Raw genomic sequence first — 21,663 nt, 5'->3', positions numbered from 1 at the left:
TCGGCGACGGGCTCCCGAGGGGAAACGAAATCAGGCGGCGGCGCGAGCGGCGATCTTGGCATCGCGCTTCGGCTGCGTCCTGATGTGGGTGGCATACAGCGTCAGGCCGGTGAAGGAGAGGCCGCCAACGAGATTGCCGAGCACGGTCGGGATCTCGTTCCAGACCAGGTAGTCCATGATCGAGAACTTCGCATGCAGCATCAGCCCCGACGGGAACAGGAACATGTTCACCACCGAATGCTCGAACACCATGTAGAAGAAGACCAGGATCGGCATCCACATCGCCAGCACCTTGCCCGGCACGGTCGTCGAGATCATCGCGCCGACCACACCGGTGGAGACCATCCAGTTGCACAGCATGCCGCGGATGAACAGCGTCGCCATGCCGGCGGCGCCGTGTGCCGCGTAGCCCAGCGTACGGCCTTCACCGATGTTGCCGATGACGGCGCCGACCTTGTCCGGCTCCTGCGTGAAGCCGAACGTGGTCACGAATGCCATCATGAAGGCTACGGTCAGCGCCCCCGCGAAGTTACCGATGAAGACGAGGCCCCAATTGCGCAGCACGCCTGCGAGAGTCACGCCGGGACGTTTGTCGATCAGCGCCAGCGGCGACAGCACGAACACGCCGGTCAGGAGATCGAAACCGAGCAGATAGAGCATGCAGAAGCCGACCGGAAACAGCAGCGCGCCGATGATCGGCTGGCCGGTGTTGACGTTGATGGTGACGGCGAACCAGGCGGCGAGCGCCAGGATCGCGCCCGCCATGTAGGCGCGGATGACGGTGTCGCGAGTGGACATGAAGATCTTGGACTCGCCTGCGTCCACCATCTTGGTCACGAATTCTGAAGGCGCGAGATACGACATTCAAACGTCCTTTGCTTGCTCTCGGGAATAGATTGCGCGCTGCCTTGCGAGAGGTCTGGCTCTCAAGGGACATCGCCACGGGCAGGCGGATCGGATGTCGAATGCGGGAAGGGCGTCACGACGTTAGCGCCGAGAAACCTCGGTCGCTTGCGCGCGTCCGTCCCGGAGATCAGGCGCCATCGGCGTCGACAGTCCGGCGAACCGCAGTCATCGTTGACTTGCAAGGCTTAGAAGCAACGCCTGTGCCAAAATTTGACGCCAACAAGAATCCTAGAGAATTCAAGTTGTTGCGTCGGAGTGTCGCCGCCGCAGCTGCATCGACGGGCTGTTTGGGCGGTCTGATGCCCATGGAACGACCGCGGCATGCCCACTTTGTGTGCGCCGCACAAAAAGTGGGCGAATCGCAAATTTTGGATGCGGCCTCCGGCCTCTGATCGATTGTTATGCATCCACTAAGCGATTGAACTAGCCTGAAAATTCCAAATTGGTGCGTTGGCACGAAGCTTGAAAGACCTTGGGCGACGCCATCGATGCCGTCCGTGTACCCACATCCGAATCGTGACGCTGCCCCTTCCGAGGCTTCCTCGGAACACGCCCTCCTGTGCGTGGTGCAGCGACCCGCAACGGACGGCCATTTCACCCATCGAGCGCTCTTCACACAAAGGACGACAGCACTCATGACGAAGACTGCCAATCCTGCTCGCCGCAACGGCCTCAGCCGTCGTCAGCTTCTCAAGGCCGGCGCAGGCACGGCTGCGCTGCTTGCAGCCGCGAAGCTGAACTTGCCGGGCGGAGCCTTCGCCCAGGGGGCAGGGCCGGAAGTCACCAGCGCCAAGCTCGGCTTCATCGCGCTCAGCGATGCCGGCCCGCTGTTCGTCGCCAAGGACAAGGGCATCTTCGCCAAATACGGCATGCCCGACGTCGACGTGCAGAAGCAAGCCTCGTGGGGCACCACGCGCGACAACCTCGTGCTCGGCTCCGAAGGCAACGGCATCGACGGCGCGCACATCCTGACCCCGATGCCGTATCTGATCTCCTCGGGCAAGGTGACGCAGAACAACCAGCCGACGCCGATGTACATCCTGGCGCGGCTCAATCTCGACGCGCAGTGCATCTCGGTCGGCAAGGAATATGCGGACCTGAAGCTCGGCCTCGATACCGCGCCGTTCAAGGCTGCGCTGGAGAAGAAGAAGGCGGCCGGCAAATCGGTGAAGGCGGCGATGACCTTCCCGGGCGGCACCCACGATCTCTGGCTGCGCTACTGGCTCGCGGCCGGCGGCATCGATCCGGACAAGGACATCGAGACCATCGTGGTGCCGCCGCCGCAGATGGTGGCCAACATGAAGGTCGGCACGATGGATTGCTTCTGCGTCGGCGAGCCGTGGAATGCGCAGCTCGTCAACCAGGGCATCGGCTATACCGCCGTCACCACGGGCGAGATCTGGAACAAGCATCCCGAAAAGTCCTTCGCGATGCGGTCAGCCTATGTCGACAAATATCCAAAGGCCGCGAAGGCGCTGACCATGGCGATCATGGAGGCCCAGCAGTGGTGCGACAAGATGGAGAACAAGCAGGAGCTTGCGACCATCATGGCCAAGCGGCAGTGGATGAACTGCCCGGTCGAGGACGTCGCCGGGCGCACCGCCGGCAAGTTCGACTACGGCACCGGCAAGGTGGTCGAGAACTCGCCGCACATCATGAAGTACTGGCGCGACTTCGCCTCCTATCCGTTCCAGAGCCACGACCTCTGGTTCATCACCGAGGACATCCGCTGGGGCAAATATGAAGCGGGCTTCGATGCCAAATCGCTGATCGCCAAGGTCAACCGCGAGGACATCTGGCGCGAGGCCGCCAAGGAGCTGAGCGTGGCCGCCGCTGAGATCCCGACCGCCAAGTCGCGCGGCAAGGAGACGTTCTTCGATGGCAAGGTATTCGATCCGGAAGATCCGGCCGCCTATCTGAAGTCGCTGTCGATCAAGCGCGTCGACGTCTGATCAGGATTCTCGCCGCGCGCGGAGGAGCGCGCGGCCCCTCTCATTGCACGGAGAAAACTTTCCGATGTCCATGCCAGCGTTGACCAATGATCGCGCCCCCAACGTCGTGCCGACGGCGTCCACGTCTGCGTCCGTCACGTCTGCGTCCGTCGTGACGATGACGCCGAAGCAGCCGCCGCGTGCCGAGCGCTATGTGAAGATGGCCCGCGAGGTCGCGGTACGCGTCGTGCCGCCGCTGATCGTGCTGGCGCTGTTCCTGATCGTCTGGGAGCTGCTCTGCCGCCGCGCCGGCTCGGCGCTGCCGCCGCCGTCGCGCGTGTTCATGGACACCCGCGAGTTGATCCTCGATCCGTTCTTCGACCATGGCGGCATCGACAAGGGGCTGTTCTGGCACCTGGAGGCCAGCCTGCGCCGTGTCGCGATCGGCTACGCGATCGCCGCAATCGTCGGCGTCGCGGTCGGCACCTTGATCGGCCAGTCGGTGTGGGCGATGCGCGGTCTCGATCCGATCTTCCAGGTGCTGCGCACGATCCCGCCGCTGGCCTGGCTGCCGCTGTCGCTCGCCGCGTTCCGCGACGGCCAGCCGTCGGCGATCTTCGTGATCTTCATCACCTCGGTGTGGCCGATCATCATCAACACCGCCGTCGGCATCCGTAACATCCCGCAGGACTACCGCAACGTTGCGGCTGTCGTGCAGCTCAATCCGCTGGAGTTCTTCGCCAAGATCATGATCCCGGCGGCCGCGCCCTACATCTTCACGGGCCTGCGCATCGGCATCGGCCTGTCATGGCTCGCGATCGTCGCGGCCGAGATGCTGATCGGCGGCGTCGGCATCGGCTTCTTCATCTGGGATGCGTGGAATTCCTCGCATATCAGCGAGATCATCCTGGCGCTGTTCTATGTCGGCATCATCGGCTTCGTGCTCGACCGCCTGATTGCCTTCGTTGGCAAGGTCGTCACCCGCGGCACCGCAACGAACTGAGAGGGACAAGATCATGGCCTATCTGAAGCTCGACCATGTCGACAAGACTTTTACCCGCGGCACTGCCACCACGGAGGTGCTGAAGGACATCAATCTCTCGATCGCAAAGGGGGAGTACGTCTCGATCATCGGTCATTCCGGTTGCGGCAAGTCGACGATGCTCAACATCGTCGCCGGACTCACCACCGCGACGACCGGCGGCGTGCTGCTGGAGGAGCGCGAGGTCAATTCGCCGGGGCCCGACCGTGCCGTCGTGTTCCAGAACCACAGCCTGCTGCCCTGGCTCACCGTCTACGAGAACGTGCGGCTCGGCGTCGACAAGGTGTTCAGCAAGACCAAGACTCGGGCCGAGCGCGACGCCTGGACCATGCACAATCTCAATCTCGTTCAGATGGGCCATGCCAAGGACAAGCGGCCCAACGAGATCTCCGGCGGCATGAAGCAGCGCGTCGGCATCGCGCGTGCGCTGGCGATGGAGCCGAAAGTGCTGCTGCTCGACGAGCCGTTCGGCGCGCTCGACGCGCTGACGCGGGCCCATCTGCAGGACTCGGTGATGGCGCTGCATCAGAAGCTCGGCAACACCATCCTGATGATCACGCACGACGTCGACGAGGCCGTGCTGCTGTCCGACCGCATCGTGATGATGACCAATGGTCCGAGTGCGCATATCGGCGAGGTGCTCGAGGTTGCGCTGCCGCGTCCACGCAAGCGGCTCGAGCTCGCGACCAACGCCACCTACGTCAAGTGCCGCCAGCGCGTGCTGGAATTCCTTTATGAGCGGCATCGCTTCGTCGAGGCGGCGTGACGATTTCGGAAGGCCGAGGACGAATCGAACCGTCCTCCGCCCCGGGCGACTAACGGGTTCTCGTTTCCAACCTAAGGATTTCCGATGACGCCGTCTCAGATCGAATTGGTTCAGGATAGCTTCGCCAAGGTCGCGCCGATCTCCGATCAGGCCGCGACGATCTTTTACGATCGCCTGTTCGAGGTCGCGCCGCAGGTCCGCGCAATGTTTCCCGACGATCTCACCGAGCAGCGCAAGAAGCTGATGGCGACCTTGGCGGTCGTCGTGAACGGGTTGACCAATTTGCCGGCGATCCTGCCGGCGGCGAGCGCGCTCGCCAAGCGTCATGTCGGCTACGGCGCCAAGCCGGAGCATTATCCCGTCGTGGGGTCCGCGCTGCTATGGACGCTGGAGAAGGGGCTCGGTGACGCATGGACCGATGACGTTGCACAGGCCTGGACGGCCGCCTACGGCACGCTGTCCGGCTACATGATTTCAGAAGCCTACGGCAAGGCGCAGGCGGCGGAGTAGATCCTTGAGCGAACCACTCGTCATCGTCGGCAATGGAATGGCCGCTGCAAAGCTGGTCGAGGAGCTGTCGCAGACCGCGCTCGGCCGCTATGCGATCGCCGTCATTGGCGAAGAGCCGCGGCTCGCTTACAACCGCGTGCTGCTGTCATCGGTGCTGGCCGGCGAGGCCGAATCACACGAGATCGAGCTCAAGCCGGCGTCCTGGTGGCGCGAGCGCGGCGTGACGTTGAAGTACGGCGCGCGCGCGACCGGCCTCGATGTCGGCCGCCGCGAGCTCCAGATCGAGAACGACGAGAACGTGGCGTTCTCGCGCCTGGTCCTGGCCACCGGTTCGCTGCCCCTGCGGCTTCCGGTGCCGGGCGCGGATCTGCCGGGCGTGCACACGTTCCGCGACAGCCGCGATACCGACGTGCTTCTGGCGCTGGCGGCGAAGAAAGGCCGCGTGGTGGTGGTCGGCGGCGGGCTGCTCGGGCTGGAAGCGGCCTATGGTCTGGCGCGTGCCGGCGCCAAGGTGACGTTGTTGCACCTGATGGACCGCCTGATGGAACGCCAGCTCGATGCGCCGGCCGCCGCGTTGCTGAAGTCGCTGGTGGCGCGCAAGGGGATCGAGGTTCTGCTCAATGCCAGCACGGCTTCCATCCACGGCGAAGGCCGCGTCGAGGGCGTCGAGCTGGCCGACGGGCGGCGCCTCGCCGCGGACGCGGTGATCTTCGCTGCCGGCATCCGGCCGAACGTGACCTTGGCGAAGGAGGCGGGGCTTGCCGTCAACCGTGGCATCGTCGTCGACGATGCGATGCAGACCTCGGCGCCGGGCATCTTCGCGCTCGGTGAATGCGCCGAGCATCGCGGCACCTGCTATGGCCTGGTGGAGCCGGCCTATGAGCAGGCGCGGGTGCTGGCGCGGCATCTGGCCGGTCGCAAGGCGGCCTATGGCGGCAGCGTCGTCTCGACCAATCTCAAGGTCTCGGGCGTGTCGGTGTTCTCGGCCGGTGATTTCATGGGGGCCGAGGGCAGCGAGGCGATGGTGCTGAACGATGCCAGGCGCGGCATCTACAAAAAGCTCGTCGTCGCCGACGGCCGCCTCACCGGCGCCGTGCTGATCGGGGAGACTCAGGACGCGCTGTGGTATCGCGACCTGATCCGCAACCGCGAGCCGATTGCATCGATCCGGACGGCGATGATGTTTGGCCGCGCAGCAGCGCGGCCGCAGGCAGCGTGAGAAGGGGCCGCGCACGACGATGACGACAGTCGATACGAAGCTGCGCACGGTGCGCACGGCCTGTCCTTACTGCGGCGTCGGTTGCGGCGTGCTGGCCACGCCCGACGGCAGCGGCGGCGCCGCGATCTCCGGAGATCCGTCGCATCCGGCCAATCTCGGCCGGCTCTGCTCGAAGGGCTCGGCGCTCGGCGAGACGCTGGGGCTCGAGAGCCGGCTGCTCTATCCGATGATCCGCTGCAAGGGCGGCATGCAGCGGGTGGCGTGGAGCGATGCGCTCGACCACGTCGCGACCCGGCTGAAGCATATCGTCGCCCGCGACGGCGAGGACGCGGTCGCGTTCTATCTCTCGGGCCAGATGCTGACCGAGGACTACTACGTCGCCAACAAGCTGATGAAGGGCTTTCTCGGCTCGGCCAATGTCGACACCAATTCGCGGCTGTGCATGGCCTCGTCGGTCGCCGGCCACCGCCGCGCCTTCGGCGCCGACACGGTGCCCGGCACCTATGAGGATCTCGACCAGGCCGATCTTCTCGTCTTCGTCGGCAGCAACGCGGCCTGGTGCCACCCGGTGCTGTACCAGCGCATGCTGGCCAACAAGCAGACCCGTGGGGCCAAGTTCGTCGTCATCGATCCGCGCCGCACCGACACCTCGAGCGAAGCCGATCTGTTCCTGGGATTGAAGCCGGGCACCGATGCGGCGCTGTTCTCCGGCCTGCTGGTGCACCTCGCCGACAGCGGCGCGCTCGATGGCGACTACATTGCGCGCCACACGGCGGGCTTTGACGAGACCCTCGCACGCGCCCGCAGCCTTGCCGGCAGCACCGCAGCGACCGCGCTCGCCACCGGCCTGTCCGAGCCTGACGTCGCCGCCTTCTTCAAGCTGTTCCGCGACACGCCCAAGGTCGTCACGCTGTATTCGCAGGGGGTCAACCAGTCGGCGCAGGGCACCGACAAGGTCAATGCGATCCTCAATTGCCACCTCGCCACCGCGCGCATCGGCAAGCCCGGCATGGGGCCATTCTCGCTGACCGGCCAGCCCAACGCGATGGGCGGCCGCGAGGTCGGCGGCCTCGCCAACCAGCTCGCCGCCCATATGGGCTTCACGCCGCCGGACATCGATCGTGTCCGCCGCTTCTGGAAGGCGCCCGACATCGCCACCCATGAGGGGCTGAAGGCGGTCGCGATGTTCGAGGCGATCGCGCGCGGCGAGATCAAGGCGCTGTGGGTGATCGGCACCAATCCGGCGGTGTCGCTGCCGGACGCCGATCTGGTCCGCTCTGCCTTGAAGAAGCTCGAGCTGCTGGTCGTCTCCGAGAACGTCCGCTCCAACGACACCGTCGATGCCGGCGTCCACGTGCTGCTGCCGGCGCAGGCCTGGGGCGAGAAGTCGGGCACCGTGACCAATTCCGAGCGGCGCATCTCGCGCCAGCGCGCCTTCCTGGCGCCGGCCGGCGAGGCCATGCCGGACTGGTGGATCGTCAGCCAGGTCGGCAAGCGGCTCGGCCACACTGCGGCTTTCGACTACATGTCTGCGGCCGACGTGTTCCGCGAGCATGCGGCGCTGTCGGCGTTCGAGAACGACGGCAGCCGCGACTTCGACATCGGCGCGCTGGCGACGCTCAGCGACGATGAATATGACTCTCTGGCGCCGGTGCAGTGGCCGGCGCCTGCGGGCAAGCCGCCGTCACCACGCTTCTTCGCCGATGGCGCCTTCTTCACCAACGATCGCAAGGCGCGCTTCGTCGCCCCCGAGGTGCCGGCGCTGCGCGACGAGACCACCGCCGCGCGCCCGTTGCGCCTGAACACCGGGCGCATCCGCGACCAGTGGCACACGATGACCCGCACGGGCCTGAGCCCGCGGCTCGGGGCACATCTGCCGGAGCCGTTCGTCGAGGTGCATCCGGACGATGCGCTGAAATACGGCCTGATGCATGACGGCTTCGCCAAGGTGATCACCGATCACGGCCAGTGCATCCTCAAGGTCGTGGTCAGCGAGCGGCAGCAGCGCGGCATGCTGTTCGCGCCGATCCATTGGAACGAGAGCAATGCCTCGCATGGCCGTGTCGGCGCGCTGGTCGCCTCCCACACCGATCCGTTCTCCGGCCAACCCGAGGCCAAGGCGACGCCGGCCGCGATCAGCCCCTACGAGTACGTGTTCCGCGGCTTCATCCTGTCGCGCACCGAGCTCGCGCTGCCGTCCAATCTGTGGTGGGTGCGCGCCACGGTTTCGGGCGGCTTCGGCTATCTGTTCGCCGACAATGGCGACCTCATGCGCTGGCCGGCCTGGCTGAAGGCCCACGCCACCGACGACGTCGCCGACTACATGGATGTCGGCGGCGGCGTCTATCGCGCCGCGTCGTTCGCCGGCGACCGCATCGCGACCTGTGTCTTCGTCGGACCGGGCCACGATGCCGGCGACTGGAACGTCGTGAAGACGATGTTTTCCGCCGATCGCCTCGACGACGAGCAGCGCCGCATGCTGCTGTCCGGCCGCGCGCCCGATGGCGTCGGCGGCGGCCCGATCGTCTGCGCCTGCTTCGGCGTCGGCCGCGACACGATCTGCGACGCGATCGCGGCCGGCGCGCGCACGCCGGCCGCGATCGGTGCGCAGCTCAAGGCCGGCACCAATTGCGGCTCGTGCATTCCCGAGATGAAGCGGCTGATCGCGCAGGTGCCGGCGCAGGACGCAGGCTCCGTGAAGGTGGCGAGCTGAAGCAAAGCGCTGCGGCGGTCGGACGAGGGCGCAGCCCTCGTCATTGCGAGCGAAGCGACGCAATCCAGGGTCCCGCGACGACTCTGGATTGCTTCGTCGCCTGCGGCTCCTCGCAATGACGGCGTGGGGTGATCGACGACGCGCGCCCCATCCTCTATGCTCGCCCGCATGAAGCACAAGACATTCGGAACCGGCGGGGCTGGCGTCTCCGTTATCGGGCAGGGCACCTGGTATCTCGACCACGCCGATCGCAGCCGCGCCATTGCCACGTTGCGGCGTGGGCTCGATCTCGGCATGAGCCACATCGACACTGCGGAGATGTATGGCGATGCCGAGCTGGTCATCGCCGAGGCGATCGCCGGGCGGCGCGACGAGGTGTTCCTGGTGTCGAAAGTGCTGCCGAGCAACGCCTCGCGCAAGGGCACCATCACCGCCTGCGAGCGTTCGCTGAAGCGGCTCAAGACCGACCGCCTCGACTGCTATCTGCTGCATTGGCCGGGCTCCCATCCGCTGGAGGAGACGGTGGCAGCGTTCGAGGAGCTGAAGGCCGCCGGCAAGATCGCGTCCTGGGGCGTCAGCAATTTCGACGTCGACGATCTCGAAGAACTGCTCGACGTCGCGGGCGAGGGCAAGATCGCCTGCAACCAGGTGCTCTACCATCTGCAGGAGCGCGCCATCGAGCATGCGGTCATCCCGTGGTGCGGCCAGCACGGCGTCGCCGTGGTCGCCTATTCGCCGTTCGGCCATGACGACTTTCCGGAACGCCGCAGCACCGGCGGCGAGGTACTGCAAGGGATCGCCGAACAGCACGGCGCAACGCCGCGCCAGGTCGCGCTCGCTTTCCTGACGCGGGCGTCGTCGCTGCTCGCGATCCCCAAAGCGTCGCGGCCGGAGCATGCCGAGCAGAACGCCGCGGCCGGTGACATCGATCTCACCGCAGCCGAGATCGCCGCGATCGACCGCGCCTTTCCGCGCGGGCCCAAGCCGCGCGGCCTGCCCATGCTGTAGTGCAGCATCACGGAAAATTACGGATGTTTGCTACTCCGGCGCGTAGCCAGCGCATATCGGCTGCCCGCTTTCCATGGGTTGTCGCGACGCCGTGATTGGCGTTTTGTCGCCACTCACCGAATCGTCCTGTCTCCTCAACTTCGAGTTCGACCGTGACCCCGCCACCGAGTGCGGCTGCCGCCGCGCGCCTCGACGACGTGCCCACGTCCGTGCAGGAGAAGCCGCGAGATCAGCGCAAGCGCGCGCCCGCCCGCGCCGACCGGCCGTTCCGCGGCATCGCGCTGATCCTGCTGTCGACCGTGTTCCTCGGCACCTCGGACGTGACGGCAAAATATCTGTCGAAGACGCTGCCCTCGATCGAGATCACCTGGATCCGCTTCGTCGTATTCGCGCTGATCATGGTGCCGGCGATGATCCCGGGCTCGCCGCTGTTTGCGATGCGCACCGGACAGCTCAAGTTCCAGTTGCTGCGCGGCGTTGCGCTGTTGGGGTCCTCGGTCTTCTTCATCACCGGCCTGCGCTATCTGCCGATTGCCGAAGCTTCCGCCACCGGTTTCGTCGCGCCGCTGTTCGTCACCGCGCTGTCGATCATCTTCCTCAGCGAGAAGGTCGGCCTGCGGCGCTGGATCGCGACCGCGGTCGGCCTGTGCGGCGTTCTCGTCATCCTTCGACCCGGCACCGGCGCGTTCCATCTTGCCGCGCTGTTTCCGATCGTCTCGGCCTTCGCCTGGGCCTGCACCTTGATCATGACGCGCATGATGAGCGGGCGCGAGCACGCGATCACGATCATGTCCTATTCGTCGATCGCCGGCGTCTGCCTGCTCTCGGCGATGGTGCCGTTCGTGTGGACCACGCCGTCCTGGCAGGACATCGCCTTCGGCGTGCTGGTCGGGGTCGCCTCGACCATGGGGCAGTGGATCGTGGTGCTGGCGTTCCGCTATGCGGACGCCTCGGTGCTGGCGCCGTTCTCCTACACCCAGCTGCTGTGGGTCAGCATCCTCGGCTTCCTGGTGTTCGGCGAGGTGCCCGACGTCTGGACCATCGTCGGCGCCGCCTTCATCGTCTCCAGCGGCCTCTACACCGCCCATCGCGAGCGCGTCCGCCGCTCGCAACTGCTGCAGGTCGCCGGCGAGAGCTCGCCGAATCCCTGAGCGGCGCTCCGTCGCTCCGCTCCGCCCAGAATGAGACTGTGCGTGGCTTGGAGCCGGCCAGCGCCGATGCTAGGTGTGCCCTGAGCAACAAGAACAACAGGGGAGCACGCCGTCATGATTAATCTCACGCCCGAATCCGTATTGCCCGATGACGGCACCAGCGGAACGCTTGTCGGCCGGGTCTGGCGGCCCGACGTCGATGGTCCGGCCGTCGTGGCCGTCCGCGATGATGGCGTCTATGACGTCACCTCGGCTTTCCCGACGGTCAGCGCGCTGTGCGAGCAGGACGATCCTGCCAGCGCGCTCCGCGGCATGGGCGGACAGCGCATCGGCGATCTCGCCGACATTCTCGCCAACACCCCGCCCGACCGCCGCGATCCCGCCAAACCCTGGCTGCTGGCGCCGGTCGACCTGCAGGTGCTGAAGGCCGCCGGCGTCACCTTCGCGATCTCGATGCTGGAGCGCGTCATCGAGGAGCGCGCGCGCGGCAATCCGGCCTCCGCCGAGGCGATCCGCACCGAGGTGGTGCGTCTCGTCGGCGACGATTTCTCCAAGCTGAAGCCTGGCTCCGACCAGGCGATGCACCTCAAGCAGGTGCTGATCGAGCAGAACGCCTGGAGCCAGTATCTCGAGGTCGGCATCGGCCCCGATGCCGAGGTCTTCACCAAGGCGCCCACCTTGTCGTCGGTCGGCACCGGCATGGATGCGGGACTGCATCCGAAATCGACCTGGAACAACCCGGAGCCGGAGGTCGTGCTGGCGGTGTCGAGCCGCGGCAGGATCGTCGGCGCCATGCTCGGCAACGACGTGAACTTGCGCGACTTCGAGGGCCGCTCGGCGCTGCTGCTGTCCAAGGCCAAGGACAACAACGCCTCCTGCGCCATCGGCGCCTTGCTGCGCCTGTTCGACAAGAGTTTTACGCTCGACGACGTCAGGAAGATGGACGTTGCGCTGAACGTCACCGGCAGCGACGGCTTCGTGCTCGACGGCCATTCCTCGATTTCGAAGATCAGCCGCGATCCGACCGACCTCGTCGCCCAGACCATCGGCGCCGTGCATCAATATCCCGACGGCTTTGCGCTGTTCCTCGGCACCATGTTCGCGCCGGTGAAGGACCGCGACGCACCGGGGCAGGGCTTCACCCACAAGCGCGACGACATCGTCACCATTTCAGCCCCGCAGCTCGGCCGCCTCGTCAACCGCATGCGCAACAGCGACGAATGCGAGCCGTGGACCTTCGGGGTCGGCGCGCTGATGCGCAGCCTGGCACGGCGCAAGCTGATTTGAAATTTGAGCCCACGACGCATCCACATACGCCGTCATTCCGGGGCGCGCGCAGCGCGAGCCCGGAATCCGTACGCCGCAGCGGTCGTGAGTGATACGAACTGAGCGACGATCGTGCCTCGTCACTTCCTTTCGTGGCTATGGACTCCGGGCTCGCTCGCTGACGCGAGCGCCCCGGAGTGACGGCGGGGATGGGGCAGGCGCTTCCTCACACATGCCCCGACGCCATCTCGCCCGCGCGGCGTGTCCTCTCCTGCAGCCGCGCGGGATCGCCGCGCGCGGCGCGCTCGTGGACCAGCGATAGCGCATGGTCGCGCTCGGCGGCTGTGCTGCGGCGTGGCTCGGGGCGGCGCAGGCCGAGATCGTCATCGATCGGATCCTTCGGCACCAGCGACAGCGCGCGCTCGAACGGATCGAGCGAGGCCTCGCGGCCCTTGCCGCTGTCGCGGCTCGGCTCCGGCTCGGCCGGCCGTCGCGCCACCAGCGTCTTGATGCGTCCGATCAGGCCGGACGGCGCTTCCGGCGGCGCGGAGTCGAACGGGTCGGCATAGAAGGTCGCGCCGGCCTTCTCGACCATGCCGGCGAGCGCGCTGACCATGCGCGGCGAGCCGCAGGCATAGACGACGTCGGAGGCTGTCAGTGTCGGCATGTGCGGCTCGATGCGCCCGGTGCGGATCGAGGGATGATCGATCGGGCCTTCCTCGACGGTCGGAATGATCGTCACGTTCGGCAGCCGCGCCAATTGCGCCAGGATCGGCGTCATGTAGAGCTGTTGCAGCTTCTTGGCGCCGGCGATGATCACCATCGGCCGGCTGCGGTTCTCGCGCAGCGCCATCGCCGCGATCGCCCAGATCGGTGCGAAGCCGGTGCCGCTGCCGACGAGGATCAGCCGGCCGGTGCCGCCCGGACGAAGAAACGCGTGGCCGTACGGACCCTGGATGCGCAGCCGATGCCCGGGACGAATGCCGCTGCCGAGCGCAGTCGTGACACGCCCGCCGCGCACCTTCTTGATGTTGAGATGGATGACGCGGCCGCCGATGCGGCCGTCGAACGACGCCGTCGGGCTGTAGGCGCGTGCCGGATAGCCGTTGAAGGTGAACTTGAAATACTGCCCCGGCAGATAGCTGATGCTCTTCTCAGGGGCGATCATCAGCTCCATGATGTCGGGCGCGACCTCGCGCAGGCCGACGAGCCGCGCCTTGCTGGTATCGATCTCGGGCACGTCCTCCATCTCGACATCGAGATCGGACACCACGCGTGCCTGGCACGCATAGATCATGCCTTGCGTGTGCGTCTCGCCGCACACCGTCTGGCCCTTGGAGACATGAACCATGCAGGTGCCGCAGGTGCCGGCGCGGCAGTCGAACGGGATCTCGACGCCGTTGGCGAGCGCGCCATCGAGCAGCACGTCGCCCGCGCGGACGCGGAACTGGCGGCCCTTGACGGTGACGGTCCTGAAGTTCGACATGATCAACTCCCCGATCGGATACGCTGTGACTGTGATTGCTGAGAGGATGCTGCGGGATCACGCCTTGCCGGGCGTGACGCGGATCAGGTTCTTGTTGGCGGTGGTCTCGAACCGGCTCGACCAGTAGTTCGACGCCATCACCGGCCGCTTCAGCCAGCTCACCTTCGGGCTGCGCAGCACCAGGAACCAGAAGAAGAACGGTGTCGTGACGAGGTGCGAGACCAGCGGAAACCAGTCCGGCAGCAATGATGCCGGGCCGGGCAGGCGATACCAGTAGTAGGTGCTGATCGCGGCTGCGGCGAAGATGCGATGCATCTTGGTGCGGGTGGCCGGCTTGTAGCGCAGCAGGTGCTCGCCGAACCTGAAGATGACGTAGCTGATGACCGCGGCGCCAAACGGCCAGACATAGGCGGTGATGATTGCAGCCTGGTCGACCTGCTGCGGCGGATAATCCGGCACCTGGAACCAGCCCCAGACGAAGCCCGGAAAGCTGCCGATCAGGAAGTTGCCGAGGAACTGCTGCACCTTGGTGGGCACGCCCGCGGTCGGCGTCAGCTCCGGCGTGGAGTCGGGGCAAGGATTGCTGCAGGCCTCGCAGATGTTGCAGCGGGCGTTCTTGAAGGTCAGCGCCGGATTGGTGCCGTAGAGCCGCTCGACCGGGTGGATCGGGCACAGCGAGGTGCACCAGCCCGAGCGCATCTCGAACACCGAGCCCATCGCGAACGCCATGAACGCGGCGGAGAGCAGCATCAACGCGGTCAGCGGGCCGTCGACATTGAGTCCGATGCGCCGCATCGGCACGACGATGAAGAGCAGCGTCACGCCGATCACGGCCAAGGTCGCCGCACCCCATTCCGGCATCCGGATGTTCTGCGAGATGCCCATCTTGTTCGGCAGCAGATGAAAGGTCGCCATCGGGCAGATGTTGCGCCACAGGCCCGGCGAGATCGTCACCAGCGCCGGCGCGATCGGAATCAGCAGATTCCACATCAGCGCGATGCCGACGGGAGGAAAGAACAGCAGCAGGTTCACCAGCAGCACGCCGACGACCAGCATCACGGTCTGCATCGTCAGCCAGAACCGCCGCTCGGCCCGCCCGGTGCTGCGGCTGCCGGGCTGCGCCGCCGGCTGATATCGGGCGGGAGACACGTTCACCGCCACGTGGGTGAGGGGCCGTGCCTGCCGTTGGTGCGAAGCGTAGTGGTGTTGGGCCGAACGTTGAGCGCTGTTGTTTCGCATTGCTTTCCAGGACGCTGGTTTCTCTGTACGGCCGCGCTGGTGTGACGACGACGGGCCGGACTGTTCCGCCAAGCCTGTTAGTTCGCGTCATCAGCGCATGCTGTATCGCGGAATCTGACGGCGAGATGTGGCGCTTTTTGACGGCCAATATGGACGTCCCTGGGCCATGCTGCGGTCGGCCTGCGGCCGTTTGATCTGGATCAAATCGAGGAACTTCAAGGATTTGATCCGGATCGAGAGATGTTTTCGAGAGTACTTGATCTGGATCAATGACGGCCTCGGCTGTGACACAGCGTGGGCCTGATCAAGGCGCCGCGCGTGCAGATTCTATTGGTGCGCTCATGCTTCGAGACGGCGCTGCGCGCCTCCTCACCTGAGGGGCGCACCCGAAAGCAGAGCTGTCTTCAAGCATGAGCGTTGCCCTCACGAAGAGTACGCGAACGCCGTGCTGGCCCACTGACGTCTCAGGTCTCGCGGCAAGCCTCCTCTCCTCGCCCTGAGGAGCCCGCCGAAGGCGGGCGTCTCGAAGGGCGAGGCCCCAGCTCGGGCCTCATGGTTCGAGACGCGCCTTCGGCGCTCCTCACCATGAGGAACCGCAACTCTCCGTTTCCGTTACGGACCGCGGCGGCGTTTGGCTGCACGTCGGGCAAATCAGGTCGCGTGCGAAAATCCTGTCCAGCCCTCCGCTGAAAAATAAACCGCTTGCCAGTTTCGTAAAATCAGCATTAGAGTCCGGCCCGTTCCGTTGCGTCGGAGGGGACGTATCGCGGTCGTCATGGACGTCGGCAGCGGAATGCGATGGGCGTGTATCGTTGCAGCGTGATCATTCGCGCGGACGAACAATGATGCACGCACGGTCAAGTCGCGCGGTCCTGGCACCCCGATGCTGGTGTCAAGCGAGTGATGATGCTTGACCGCATCGCGCTCGTGATGGTGGCCAACAAGCCCGGCGCACCAGGGAGAACGCGAAGCAGCCGTCAAAACCATCGCGCAGGGAGGGCCGGGCGTGTTCGGCCAGACCTGTGGTACCTGCCGCCTGCATTTTTTTCGCAGGCGGGCCACGGGCGCGGCCAGCGCCCGGCCTTCCCTGCGCCCTCTGTTTGAGGAGGGCGATGCTGGATCAAAGCTCGGACGCAACACGCGCCGCGAGATCGCGGAGGTGTATTCGCATGGATCAGCAAGTGCTGTCGGACACTGTGAGCATTGAAAGAGACCACGGGCGTCATTGCGAGCGCAGCGAAGCAATCCAGACTTTTGGTGCAATCCCGGCCGTTCGTATGGCTCTGGATCGCTTCGCTGCGCTCGCGATGACGGAAAATGTCGCCTAGCCCTCCGCTGTCGTCCCGGACAAACGTGCGCCCGGCAACGCGTAGCGTTGTCCGGCAGCACGCGCAGATCCGGGATCAACCACACGGAGGTGTTGTTGCGTGCGATGCCGGACCAGTCTTGTTTCGCCACAGCCGCCGCCGCGCATGGGCCGCTGCGTTCGCAGGGGCGACGGCGATGGGTTGCGAGGCGACGTGCCTTACACCGGCAGTGCAATCGAGTACTTCACCTGGCTCAGCGCGAAGCTCGACTCGATCGAGGCGATGCCGTCGAGCCGCGTCAGCTTGGTTTTCAGGAACGCCTCATAGGAGGAGAGATCGGCCGCGACCACGCGCAGCAGGTAGTCGCGATTGCCGGTCATCAGATAGCACTCCAGCACCTCGGGCCAGGCCGAGATCGCTTTTTCGAACCGCTTCAGGTCCTCCTCCTTCTGCCGCGCCAGCTTGATGGAGATGAAGACGGAGACGTGCAGTCCCAGCGCCTTCTGGTCGACGCTCGCGATGTAGCGGGTGATGACGCCGCGTTCCTCCAGCAGTTTGACGCGGCGATGGCAGGGCGACACCGAGAGCCCGACCTTGCCGGCGAGCTCCTGCATGGTGATGCGGCCGTCGGCCTGGAGATGGCCGAGGATCTTGCGGTCGATGGCGTCGAGGTCGGACATTGGGAGAGTATCCCTGAAGGAGGCGATTGGACGGGAAAATATCCCAATAATACCCCGCCGCGCGCGAAAATTTGAGAATTATGGCCGCGCCGACAGGATTAAAATTCCAGGATCTAACGAATCCCCCGGAGAGCAGCGCCATGGCCTCGCCATCGTCAGACCGTCTCGACATCCTGAACGCGCTGACCCGCAAGGCGCTGTGGCTGTCGTCCTGGACCATCCACCACGCCAACCACATCAGGCCGAACACCGATGGGCTGAAGGTCGGCGGCCACCAGGCCTCGTCCGCCTCGCTCGCGACCATCATGTCGGCGCTGTACTTCTCGGTGCTGCGCCCCGAGGACCGGGTCGCGGTGAAGCCGCATGCGAGCCCGGTGTTCCACGCGATCCAGTATCTGTTCGGCCGGCAGACTCGCGAGAAGCTGGAGAATTTCCGCGGCTTCAAGGGCGCGCAGTCCTATCCGTCGCGCACCAAGGACGTCGATGACGTCGACTTCTCGACCGGCTCGGTCGGCCTCGGCGTCGCGCAGACATTGTTCTCCTCGCTGGTGCAGGACTACGTGCACGCGCATGGCTGGATGAAGGACCGCCGCGAAGGTCGCATGATCGCGCTGGTCGGCGATGCCGAGATGGACGAGGGCAACATCTTCGAGGCCCTCGCCGAGGGTTGGAAGCACGGCCTGCGCAACACCTGGTGGATCGTCGACTACAACCGCCAGAGTCTGGACGCCGTCGTGCGCGAAGGCCTGTGGGAGAAGTTCGAGACCATGTTCCGCAATTTCGGCTGGGACGTGGTGATCGTCAAATACGGCCGGCTGATGCGCGAGGCCTTTGCCGAACCCGGCGGCGAGGCGTTGCGCCGCTGGATCGACAACTGCCCGAACCAGCTCTACGCCGCGCTGTGCTTCCAGGGCGGCGCGGCGTTCCGTAAGCACATTCAGGACGACATCGGTGACCAGGGCGACGTGACCCGGCTGCTCGACAAGCGCAGCGACGACGATCTGCTGGCGCTGATGTCAAATCTCGGCGGCCACGACATGGCGAGCATGCTGGAGGCGTTCGAGTCGATCGATCATGACCGTCCGGTCTGCTTCATCGCCTACACAATCAAAGGCGTCGGCCTGCCATTCCAGGGCCACAAGGACAATCACGCCGGGCTGATGACCGTTGCCCAGATGGAGAAGTGGCGCGCGCAGCAGAACATCCGCCCCGGTCACGAGTGGGACAAGTTCGAGGGACTGAAGCAGGACGAAGCAAAGCTGGAGTCGTTCCTCGCCTCCGTGCCGTTCAATCGTGACGGCCGCCGGCTCGATGATGCCGTGTTCGACGTGCCGGAGCGGCTGACCTTCACCGCTGCCGCGCAGATGTCGACGCAGCAGGGGTTCGGCCTGGTCCTCAATGATCTCGCTCGCAGCGACACGCTGCTGGCGTCGCGCATCGTGACTTCGTCGCCTGATGTCACCGTCTCGACCAATCTCGGCGCCTGGGTCAACCGCCGCGGTCTGTTCGCGCGCGCCGAGAAGGCTGACCTGTTCCGCAGCGAGAAGATCCCGTCGACCTTCAACTGGGCGGCCTCGCCGAAGGGACAGCACATCGAGCTGGGGATCGCCGAGATGAACCTGTTCATCATGGCCTCGGCGCTCGGCCTGTCGCATTCCATCAACGGCGCCCGGCTGCTGCCGATCGTGACCTTGTACGATCCCTTCATCGAGCGCGGCCTCGATGCGCTGAACTATGCCTGCTACCAGGACGCGCGCTTCATGGTGGCGGCGACGCCGTCGGGCGTGACGCTCGCGCCCGAAGGCGGCGCCCATCAGTCGATCGCGACGCCGCTGATCGGCATGGCGCAGGACGGGCTGTCGTCGTTCGAGCCGGCTTTCGTCGACGAGCTCGCGGCGATCATGAAATGGGGCTTTGCCCACATGCAAGCCGCGGCCGGCGAGGGCGGCTCGCTGTATCTGCGGCTGTCGACGCGCACGATCGACCAGCCGCAGCGGATCATCACGCCTGAGCTGGAGTCCGACATCGCGGCGGGCGCCTATTGGCTGCGCAAGCCTGGGCCGAATGCGGAGGTGATCGTCGCCTATACCGGTGCGGTCGCGCCGGAGGCGATCGAGGCGACCGGGCTGATCGGAGAGTCTCGGCGTGACGTCGGCCTGCTCGCGATCACATCGGCCGACCGACTGCATGCCGGGTGGACGGCAGCGCGCAGCCTGCGGCGACATCGCCGTGGCGTGCAGCATCTCAGCCATATCGAGCAGCTGCTGGCGCCGCTGCCGCGCGACTGCGGCATCGTGACCGTGATCGATGGCCACCCGGCGACGCTCGGCTGGCTCGGTTCGGTGCGCGGCCATCGCGTCGAGGCGCTGGGGGTCGAGAAGTTCGGCCAGACCGGCACGATCGACGATCTCTATCGCCACAATGGCATGGACGCGAACGCGATCATCGACGCGGCCGAGAGCCTCACCGGCGCACCGGTGCGGCATCGGAAAATGGCGGTGTAAGGGTGGAGGATGGCGCGGCCCCAAAAAGCTGCGCCGTCTCCCCCACCTGGATGAAGGAGACGGCGTCGCAACTTGGATCAAAAGGCTACGTGCTGAAAAACATACCCAGTAAAGACGGACGAAATCGTTCGTTATCAAATATTTTCCAGCGTCCTTTCGAGATACTGGAGCAGCCACGCAAGGCACACTAACCGGGTCGACCGGGCCACGCTGTGAAGCAGTTCACATCTCCGAAATGAATCTGCAGGAGTGGGAATTCTGCCGTCCGGAATGATCGAGTTGTGGAAATGGAAAGGGAGGTGTCACGATTGCTGCGATGCAAAATGGAGCGACGACGAAACGCAGGCCCGTCGGCTTGCGCCGGTCGCGGGCTTGATCCTATATCCCAAGCGCAACCCCGGACCCCGCATGTGGCGGGTTCAACCCCCGGATCGTTCGTGCCAGGATGCCGGCCCGCGCGCTGCCGCCCCCTCCATATGCTTCCACGTGAAGAGGTTTTCCGATGGTCAATCGCCTGCAATTCTACATCGACGGCGCCTGGGTCGATCCGGTCGTCAAGAAGTCCACGCCGGTCGTGAATCCGGCGACTGAAGAGGCGATGTACGAGGTTGCGCTAGGCTCGAAGGCCGATGTCGACAAGGCCGTCGCCGCCGCCAAGCGCGCCTTCGAGACCTTTTCGCAGACCTCGCGCGAGGAGCGCGTTGCGCTGCTCGAAAAGATCATCGCCGTCTACAAGGGCCGCATGAAGGAAATCGGCGCCGCCGTCTCCGACGAGATGGGCGCGCCGCTGCCGATGGCGGAGAAGCTGCAGGCCGGCGCCGGTCTCGGCCACCTGATGTCGACGCTCGATGTGCTGAAGAAATATGAGTTCGAGGAGACGCTGCCGGCGTCCGTGGTGGTGCGCGAGCCGGTTGGCGTGGTCGGCATGATCACGCCGTGGAATTGGCCGCTCAACCAGATCGCCTGCAAGGTGGCGCCTGCGCTCGCCGCGGGCTGCACCATGATCCTGAAGCCCTCGGAGTTCACGCCGACGTCGGCCTTGATCTTCGCCGAGATCCTGCATGAAGCGGGCGTGCCGAAGGGTGTGTTCAACCTGATCAACGGCCTCGGGCCGGAGGTCGGCGCCGCCATGAGCGAGCATCCGGACATCGACATGATCTCGTTCACCGGCTCGACCCGCGCCGGGATCGACGTTGCCAAGCGCGCCGCGCCGACCGTCAAGCGCGTCAGCCAGGAGCTCGGCGGCAAGTCGCCGAACGTGATCCTGGAGGGGGCCGACCTGGTCAAGGCGGTGACCGGCGGCGTCATGCACATGTTCAACAACTCCGGCCAGTCCTGCAACGCGCCGTCGCGCATGATCGTGCCGGCTTCGAAGATGAAAGAAGTCGCTGCGATCGCGAAGGGCGTCGCCGACAAAACCAAGGCCGGCGATCCCCGCGGCGAGGGCACCACCATCGGTCCGGTCGTCAATCGCGGCCAGTGGGACAAGATCCAGGCCCTCATCAACAAGGGCATCGAGGAGGGCGCCACCCTCGTCGCCGGCGGTCCCGGCCTGCCGGAGGGCGTCAACAAGGGCTTCTATGTCCGCCCGACCGTCTTCGCCGACGTCAAGCCTGACATGACGATCTCGCGCGAGGAGATCTTCGGCCCGGTGCTGGTGATCATCGGCGCGCAGGACGAGTCCGAGGCGGTCAAGATCGCCAACGACACGCCCTATGGTCTCGCCGGTTACGTCTCGGCCGGCACGATCGAGAAGGCCCGCGAGGTCGGCCGCAAGATCCGCGCCGGCAACGTCAACCTGCAGGGCGTCCCGAACGACCGCACCGCGCCGTTCGGCGGCTACAAGCAGTCCGGCAACGGCCGCGAGTGGGGCAAGTTCGGCCTCGAGGAGTATCTCGAGGTCAAGGCCGTCGCGGGCTACAACGCGGCTTGATC

16 protein-coding genes are annotated in these 21,663 nt (G+C 65.7%); 12 read left to right on the top strand and 4 right to left on the bottom strand.

Features of this window, described 5'->3' with window-relative positions; genetic code table 11:
- Nucleotides 1-30 precede the first annotated feature (30 nt).
- Nucleotides 31-864 carry a formate/nitrite transporter family protein gene (locus tag S58_RS25205; protein ID WP_015668211.1) on the bottom strand — a complete coding sequence of 278 codons (834 nt, stop codon included), beginning with the start codon at nucleotides 862-864 and terminating at the stop codon, nucleotides 31-33.
- Nucleotides 865-1,541: 677 nt separating this feature from the next.
- On the opposite strand from S58_RS25205, the gene S58_RS25200 reads away from it, so the two are divergent.
- From S58_RS25200 to S58_RS25160, 9 genes are all read left to right on the top strand, one after another.
- Nucleotides 1,542-2,858, top strand: a complete 1,317-nt coding sequence (locus S58_RS25200; protein WP_015668210.1) for a CmpA/NrtA family ABC transporter substrate-binding protein — start codon at nucleotides 1,542-1,544, stop codon at nucleotides 2,856-2,858.
- Between the two features lie 64 nt (nucleotides 2,859-2,922).
- A complete protein-coding gene (gene ntrB / locus S58_RS25195; protein WP_015668209.1) occupies nucleotides 2,923-3,840 on the top strand; it encodes a nitrate ABC transporter permease in 918 nt (305 codons plus the stop codon).
- Nucleotides 3,841-3,850: 10 nt separating this feature from the next.
- The gene (locus S58_RS25190; protein ID WP_144058540.1) at nucleotides 3,851-4,645 is read left to right on the top strand and encodes an ABC transporter ATP-binding protein; all 795 of its coding nucleotides are present in this window, start codon (nucleotides 3,851-3,853) and stop codon (nucleotides 4,643-4,645) included.
- 84 nt (nucleotides 4,646-4,729) lie between these two features.
- Nucleotides 4,730-5,155 carry a globin family protein gene (locus S58_RS25185; protein WP_015668207.1) on the top strand — a complete coding sequence of 142 codons (426 nt, stop codon included), beginning with the start codon at nucleotides 4,730-4,732 and terminating at the stop codon, nucleotides 5,153-5,155.
- A gap of 4 nt (nucleotides 5,156-5,159) precedes the next feature.
- Complete coding sequence (locus S58_RS25180; protein WP_015668206.1) at nucleotides 5,160-6,374, top strand: NAD(P)/FAD-dependent oxidoreductase; 1,215 nt, start codon at nucleotides 5,160-5,162, stop codon at nucleotides 6,372-6,374.
- A gap of 19 nt (nucleotides 6,375-6,393) precedes the next feature.
- Nucleotides 6,394-9,087, top strand: coding sequence for a nitrate reductase (locus S58_RS25175; protein ID WP_015668205.1), 2,694 nt, complete (start codon nucleotides 6,394-6,396; stop codon nucleotides 9,085-9,087).
- Between the two features lie 168 nt (nucleotides 9,088-9,255).
- Nucleotides 9,256-10,095, top strand: coding sequence for an aldo/keto reductase (locus S58_RS25170; RefSeq protein WP_042340914.1), 840 nt, complete (start codon nucleotides 9,256-9,258; stop codon nucleotides 10,093-10,095).
- A 197-nt stretch (nucleotides 10,096-10,292) separates the two neighbouring features.
- Nucleotides 10,293-11,246, top strand: a complete 954-nt coding sequence (locus tag S58_RS25165) for a DMT family transporter (protein ID WP_042340913.1) — start codon at nucleotides 10,293-10,295, stop codon at nucleotides 11,244-11,246.
- 114 nt (nucleotides 11,247-11,360) lie between these two features.
- Nucleotides 11,361-12,533 (top strand): fumarylacetoacetate hydrolase family protein, encoded by a 1,173-nt coding sequence (locus S58_RS25160; RefSeq protein WP_015668202.1) that lies wholly within the window; start codon nucleotides 11,361-11,363, stop codon nucleotides 12,531-12,533.
- Between the two features lie 205 nt (nucleotides 12,534-12,738).
- On the opposite strand, the gene S58_RS25155 is transcribed toward S58_RS25160, so the two are convergent.
- Complete coding sequence (locus tag S58_RS25155) at nucleotides 12,739-13,998, bottom strand: 2Fe-2S iron-sulfur cluster-binding protein (protein WP_015668201.1); 1,260 nt, start codon at nucleotides 13,996-13,998, stop codon at nucleotides 12,739-12,741.
- Between the two features lie 57 nt (nucleotides 13,999-14,055).
- Nucleotides 14,056-15,159 carry a ferredoxin gene (locus S58_RS25150; RefSeq protein WP_042340205.1) on the bottom strand — a complete coding sequence of 368 codons (1,104 nt, stop codon included), beginning with the start codon at nucleotides 15,157-15,159 and terminating at the stop codon, nucleotides 14,056-14,058.
- Between the two features lie 1,247 nt (nucleotides 15,160-16,406).
- Between S58_RS25150 and S58_RS38205 the strand changes: the two genes are divergently transcribed.
- Nucleotides 16,407-16,565 carry a hypothetical protein gene (locus S58_RS38205; protein WP_160167611.1) on the top strand — a complete coding sequence of 53 codons (159 nt, stop codon included), beginning with the start codon at nucleotides 16,407-16,409 and terminating at the stop codon, nucleotides 16,563-16,565.
- Between the two features lie 197 nt (nucleotides 16,566-16,762).
- Here the strand turns inward: S58_RS38205 and S58_RS25145 are convergent, their stop codons facing one another.
- Nucleotides 16,763-17,224: an Lrp/AsnC family transcriptional regulator gene (locus tag S58_RS25145; RefSeq protein WP_015668199.1), complete on the bottom strand. Its 462-nt coding sequence runs from the start codon at nucleotides 17,222-17,224 to the stop codon at nucleotides 16,763-16,765.
- Nucleotides 17,225-17,364: 140 nt separating this feature from the next.
- Here S58_RS25145 and S58_RS25140 point away from each other — a divergent pair, with 140 nt between their 5' ends.
- Together S58_RS25140 and S58_RS25135 are read left to right on the top strand one after the other, a co-directional pair.
- Nucleotides 17,365-19,728 (top strand): dehydrogenase, encoded by a 2,364-nt coding sequence (locus S58_RS25140; protein ID WP_015668198.1) that lies wholly within the window; start codon nucleotides 17,365-17,367, stop codon nucleotides 19,726-19,728.
- A gap of 502 nt (nucleotides 19,729-20,230) precedes the next feature.
- Nucleotides 20,231-21,661: an aldehyde dehydrogenase family protein gene (locus S58_RS25135; RefSeq protein WP_015668197.1), complete on the top strand. Its 1,431-nt coding sequence runs from the start codon at nucleotides 20,231-20,233 to the stop codon at nucleotides 21,659-21,661.
- Nucleotides 21,662-21,663: the final 2 nt, after the last annotated feature.

Origin of the sequence: Bradyrhizobium oligotrophicum S58 (genome assembly GCF_000344805.1) — a bacterium.
GTDB lineage: Bacteria > Pseudomonadota > Alphaproteobacteria > Rhizobiales > Xanthobacteraceae > Bradyrhizobium > Bradyrhizobium oligotrophicum.
This window is presented reverse-complemented; position numbering and strand designations above follow the sequence as displayed.

Coding starts and splice junctions, on each gene's coding strand:
- S58_RS25205 (WP_015668211.1), bottom strand. CDS start 864: ATGTCGTATCTCGCGCCTTCAGAATTCGTGACCAAGATGGTGGACGCA.
- S58_RS25200 (WP_015668210.1), top strand. CDS start 1,542: ATGACGAAGACTGCCAATCCTGCTCGCCGCAACGGCCTCAGCCGTCGT.
- ntrB (WP_015668209.1), top strand. CDS start 2,923: ATGTCCATGCCAGCGTTGACCAATGATCGCGCCCCCAACGTCGTGCCG.
- S58_RS25185 (WP_015668207.1), top strand. CDS start 4,730: ATGACGCCGTCTCAGATCGAATTGGTTCAGGATAGCTTCGCCAAGGTC.
- S58_RS25175 (WP_015668205.1), top strand. CDS start 6,394: ATGACGACAGTCGATACGAAGCTGCGCACGGTGCGCACGGCCTGTCCT.
- S58_RS25170 (WP_042340914.1), top strand. CDS start 9,256: ATGAAGCACAAGACATTCGGAACCGGCGGGGCTGGCGTCTCCGTTATC.
- S58_RS25160 (WP_015668202.1), top strand. CDS start 11,361: ATGATTAATCTCACGCCCGAATCCGTATTGCCCGATGACGGCACCAGC.
- S58_RS25155 (WP_015668201.1), bottom strand. CDS start 13,998: ATGTCGAACTTCAGGACCGTCACCGTCAAGGGCCGCCAGTTCCGCGTC.
- S58_RS38205 (WP_160167611.1), top strand. CDS start 16,407: ATGGATCAGCAAGTGCTGTCGGACACTGTGAGCATTGAAAGAGACCAC.
- S58_RS25145 (WP_015668199.1), bottom strand. CDS start 17,224: ATGTCCGACCTCGACGCCATCGACCGCAAGATCCTCGGCCATCTCCAG.
- S58_RS25140 (WP_015668198.1), top strand. CDS start 17,365: ATGGCCTCGCCATCGTCAGACCGTCTCGACATCCTGAACGCGCTGACC.
- S58_RS25135 (WP_015668197.1), top strand. CDS start 20,231: ATGGTCAATCGCCTGCAATTCTACATCGACGGCGCCTGGGTCGATCCG.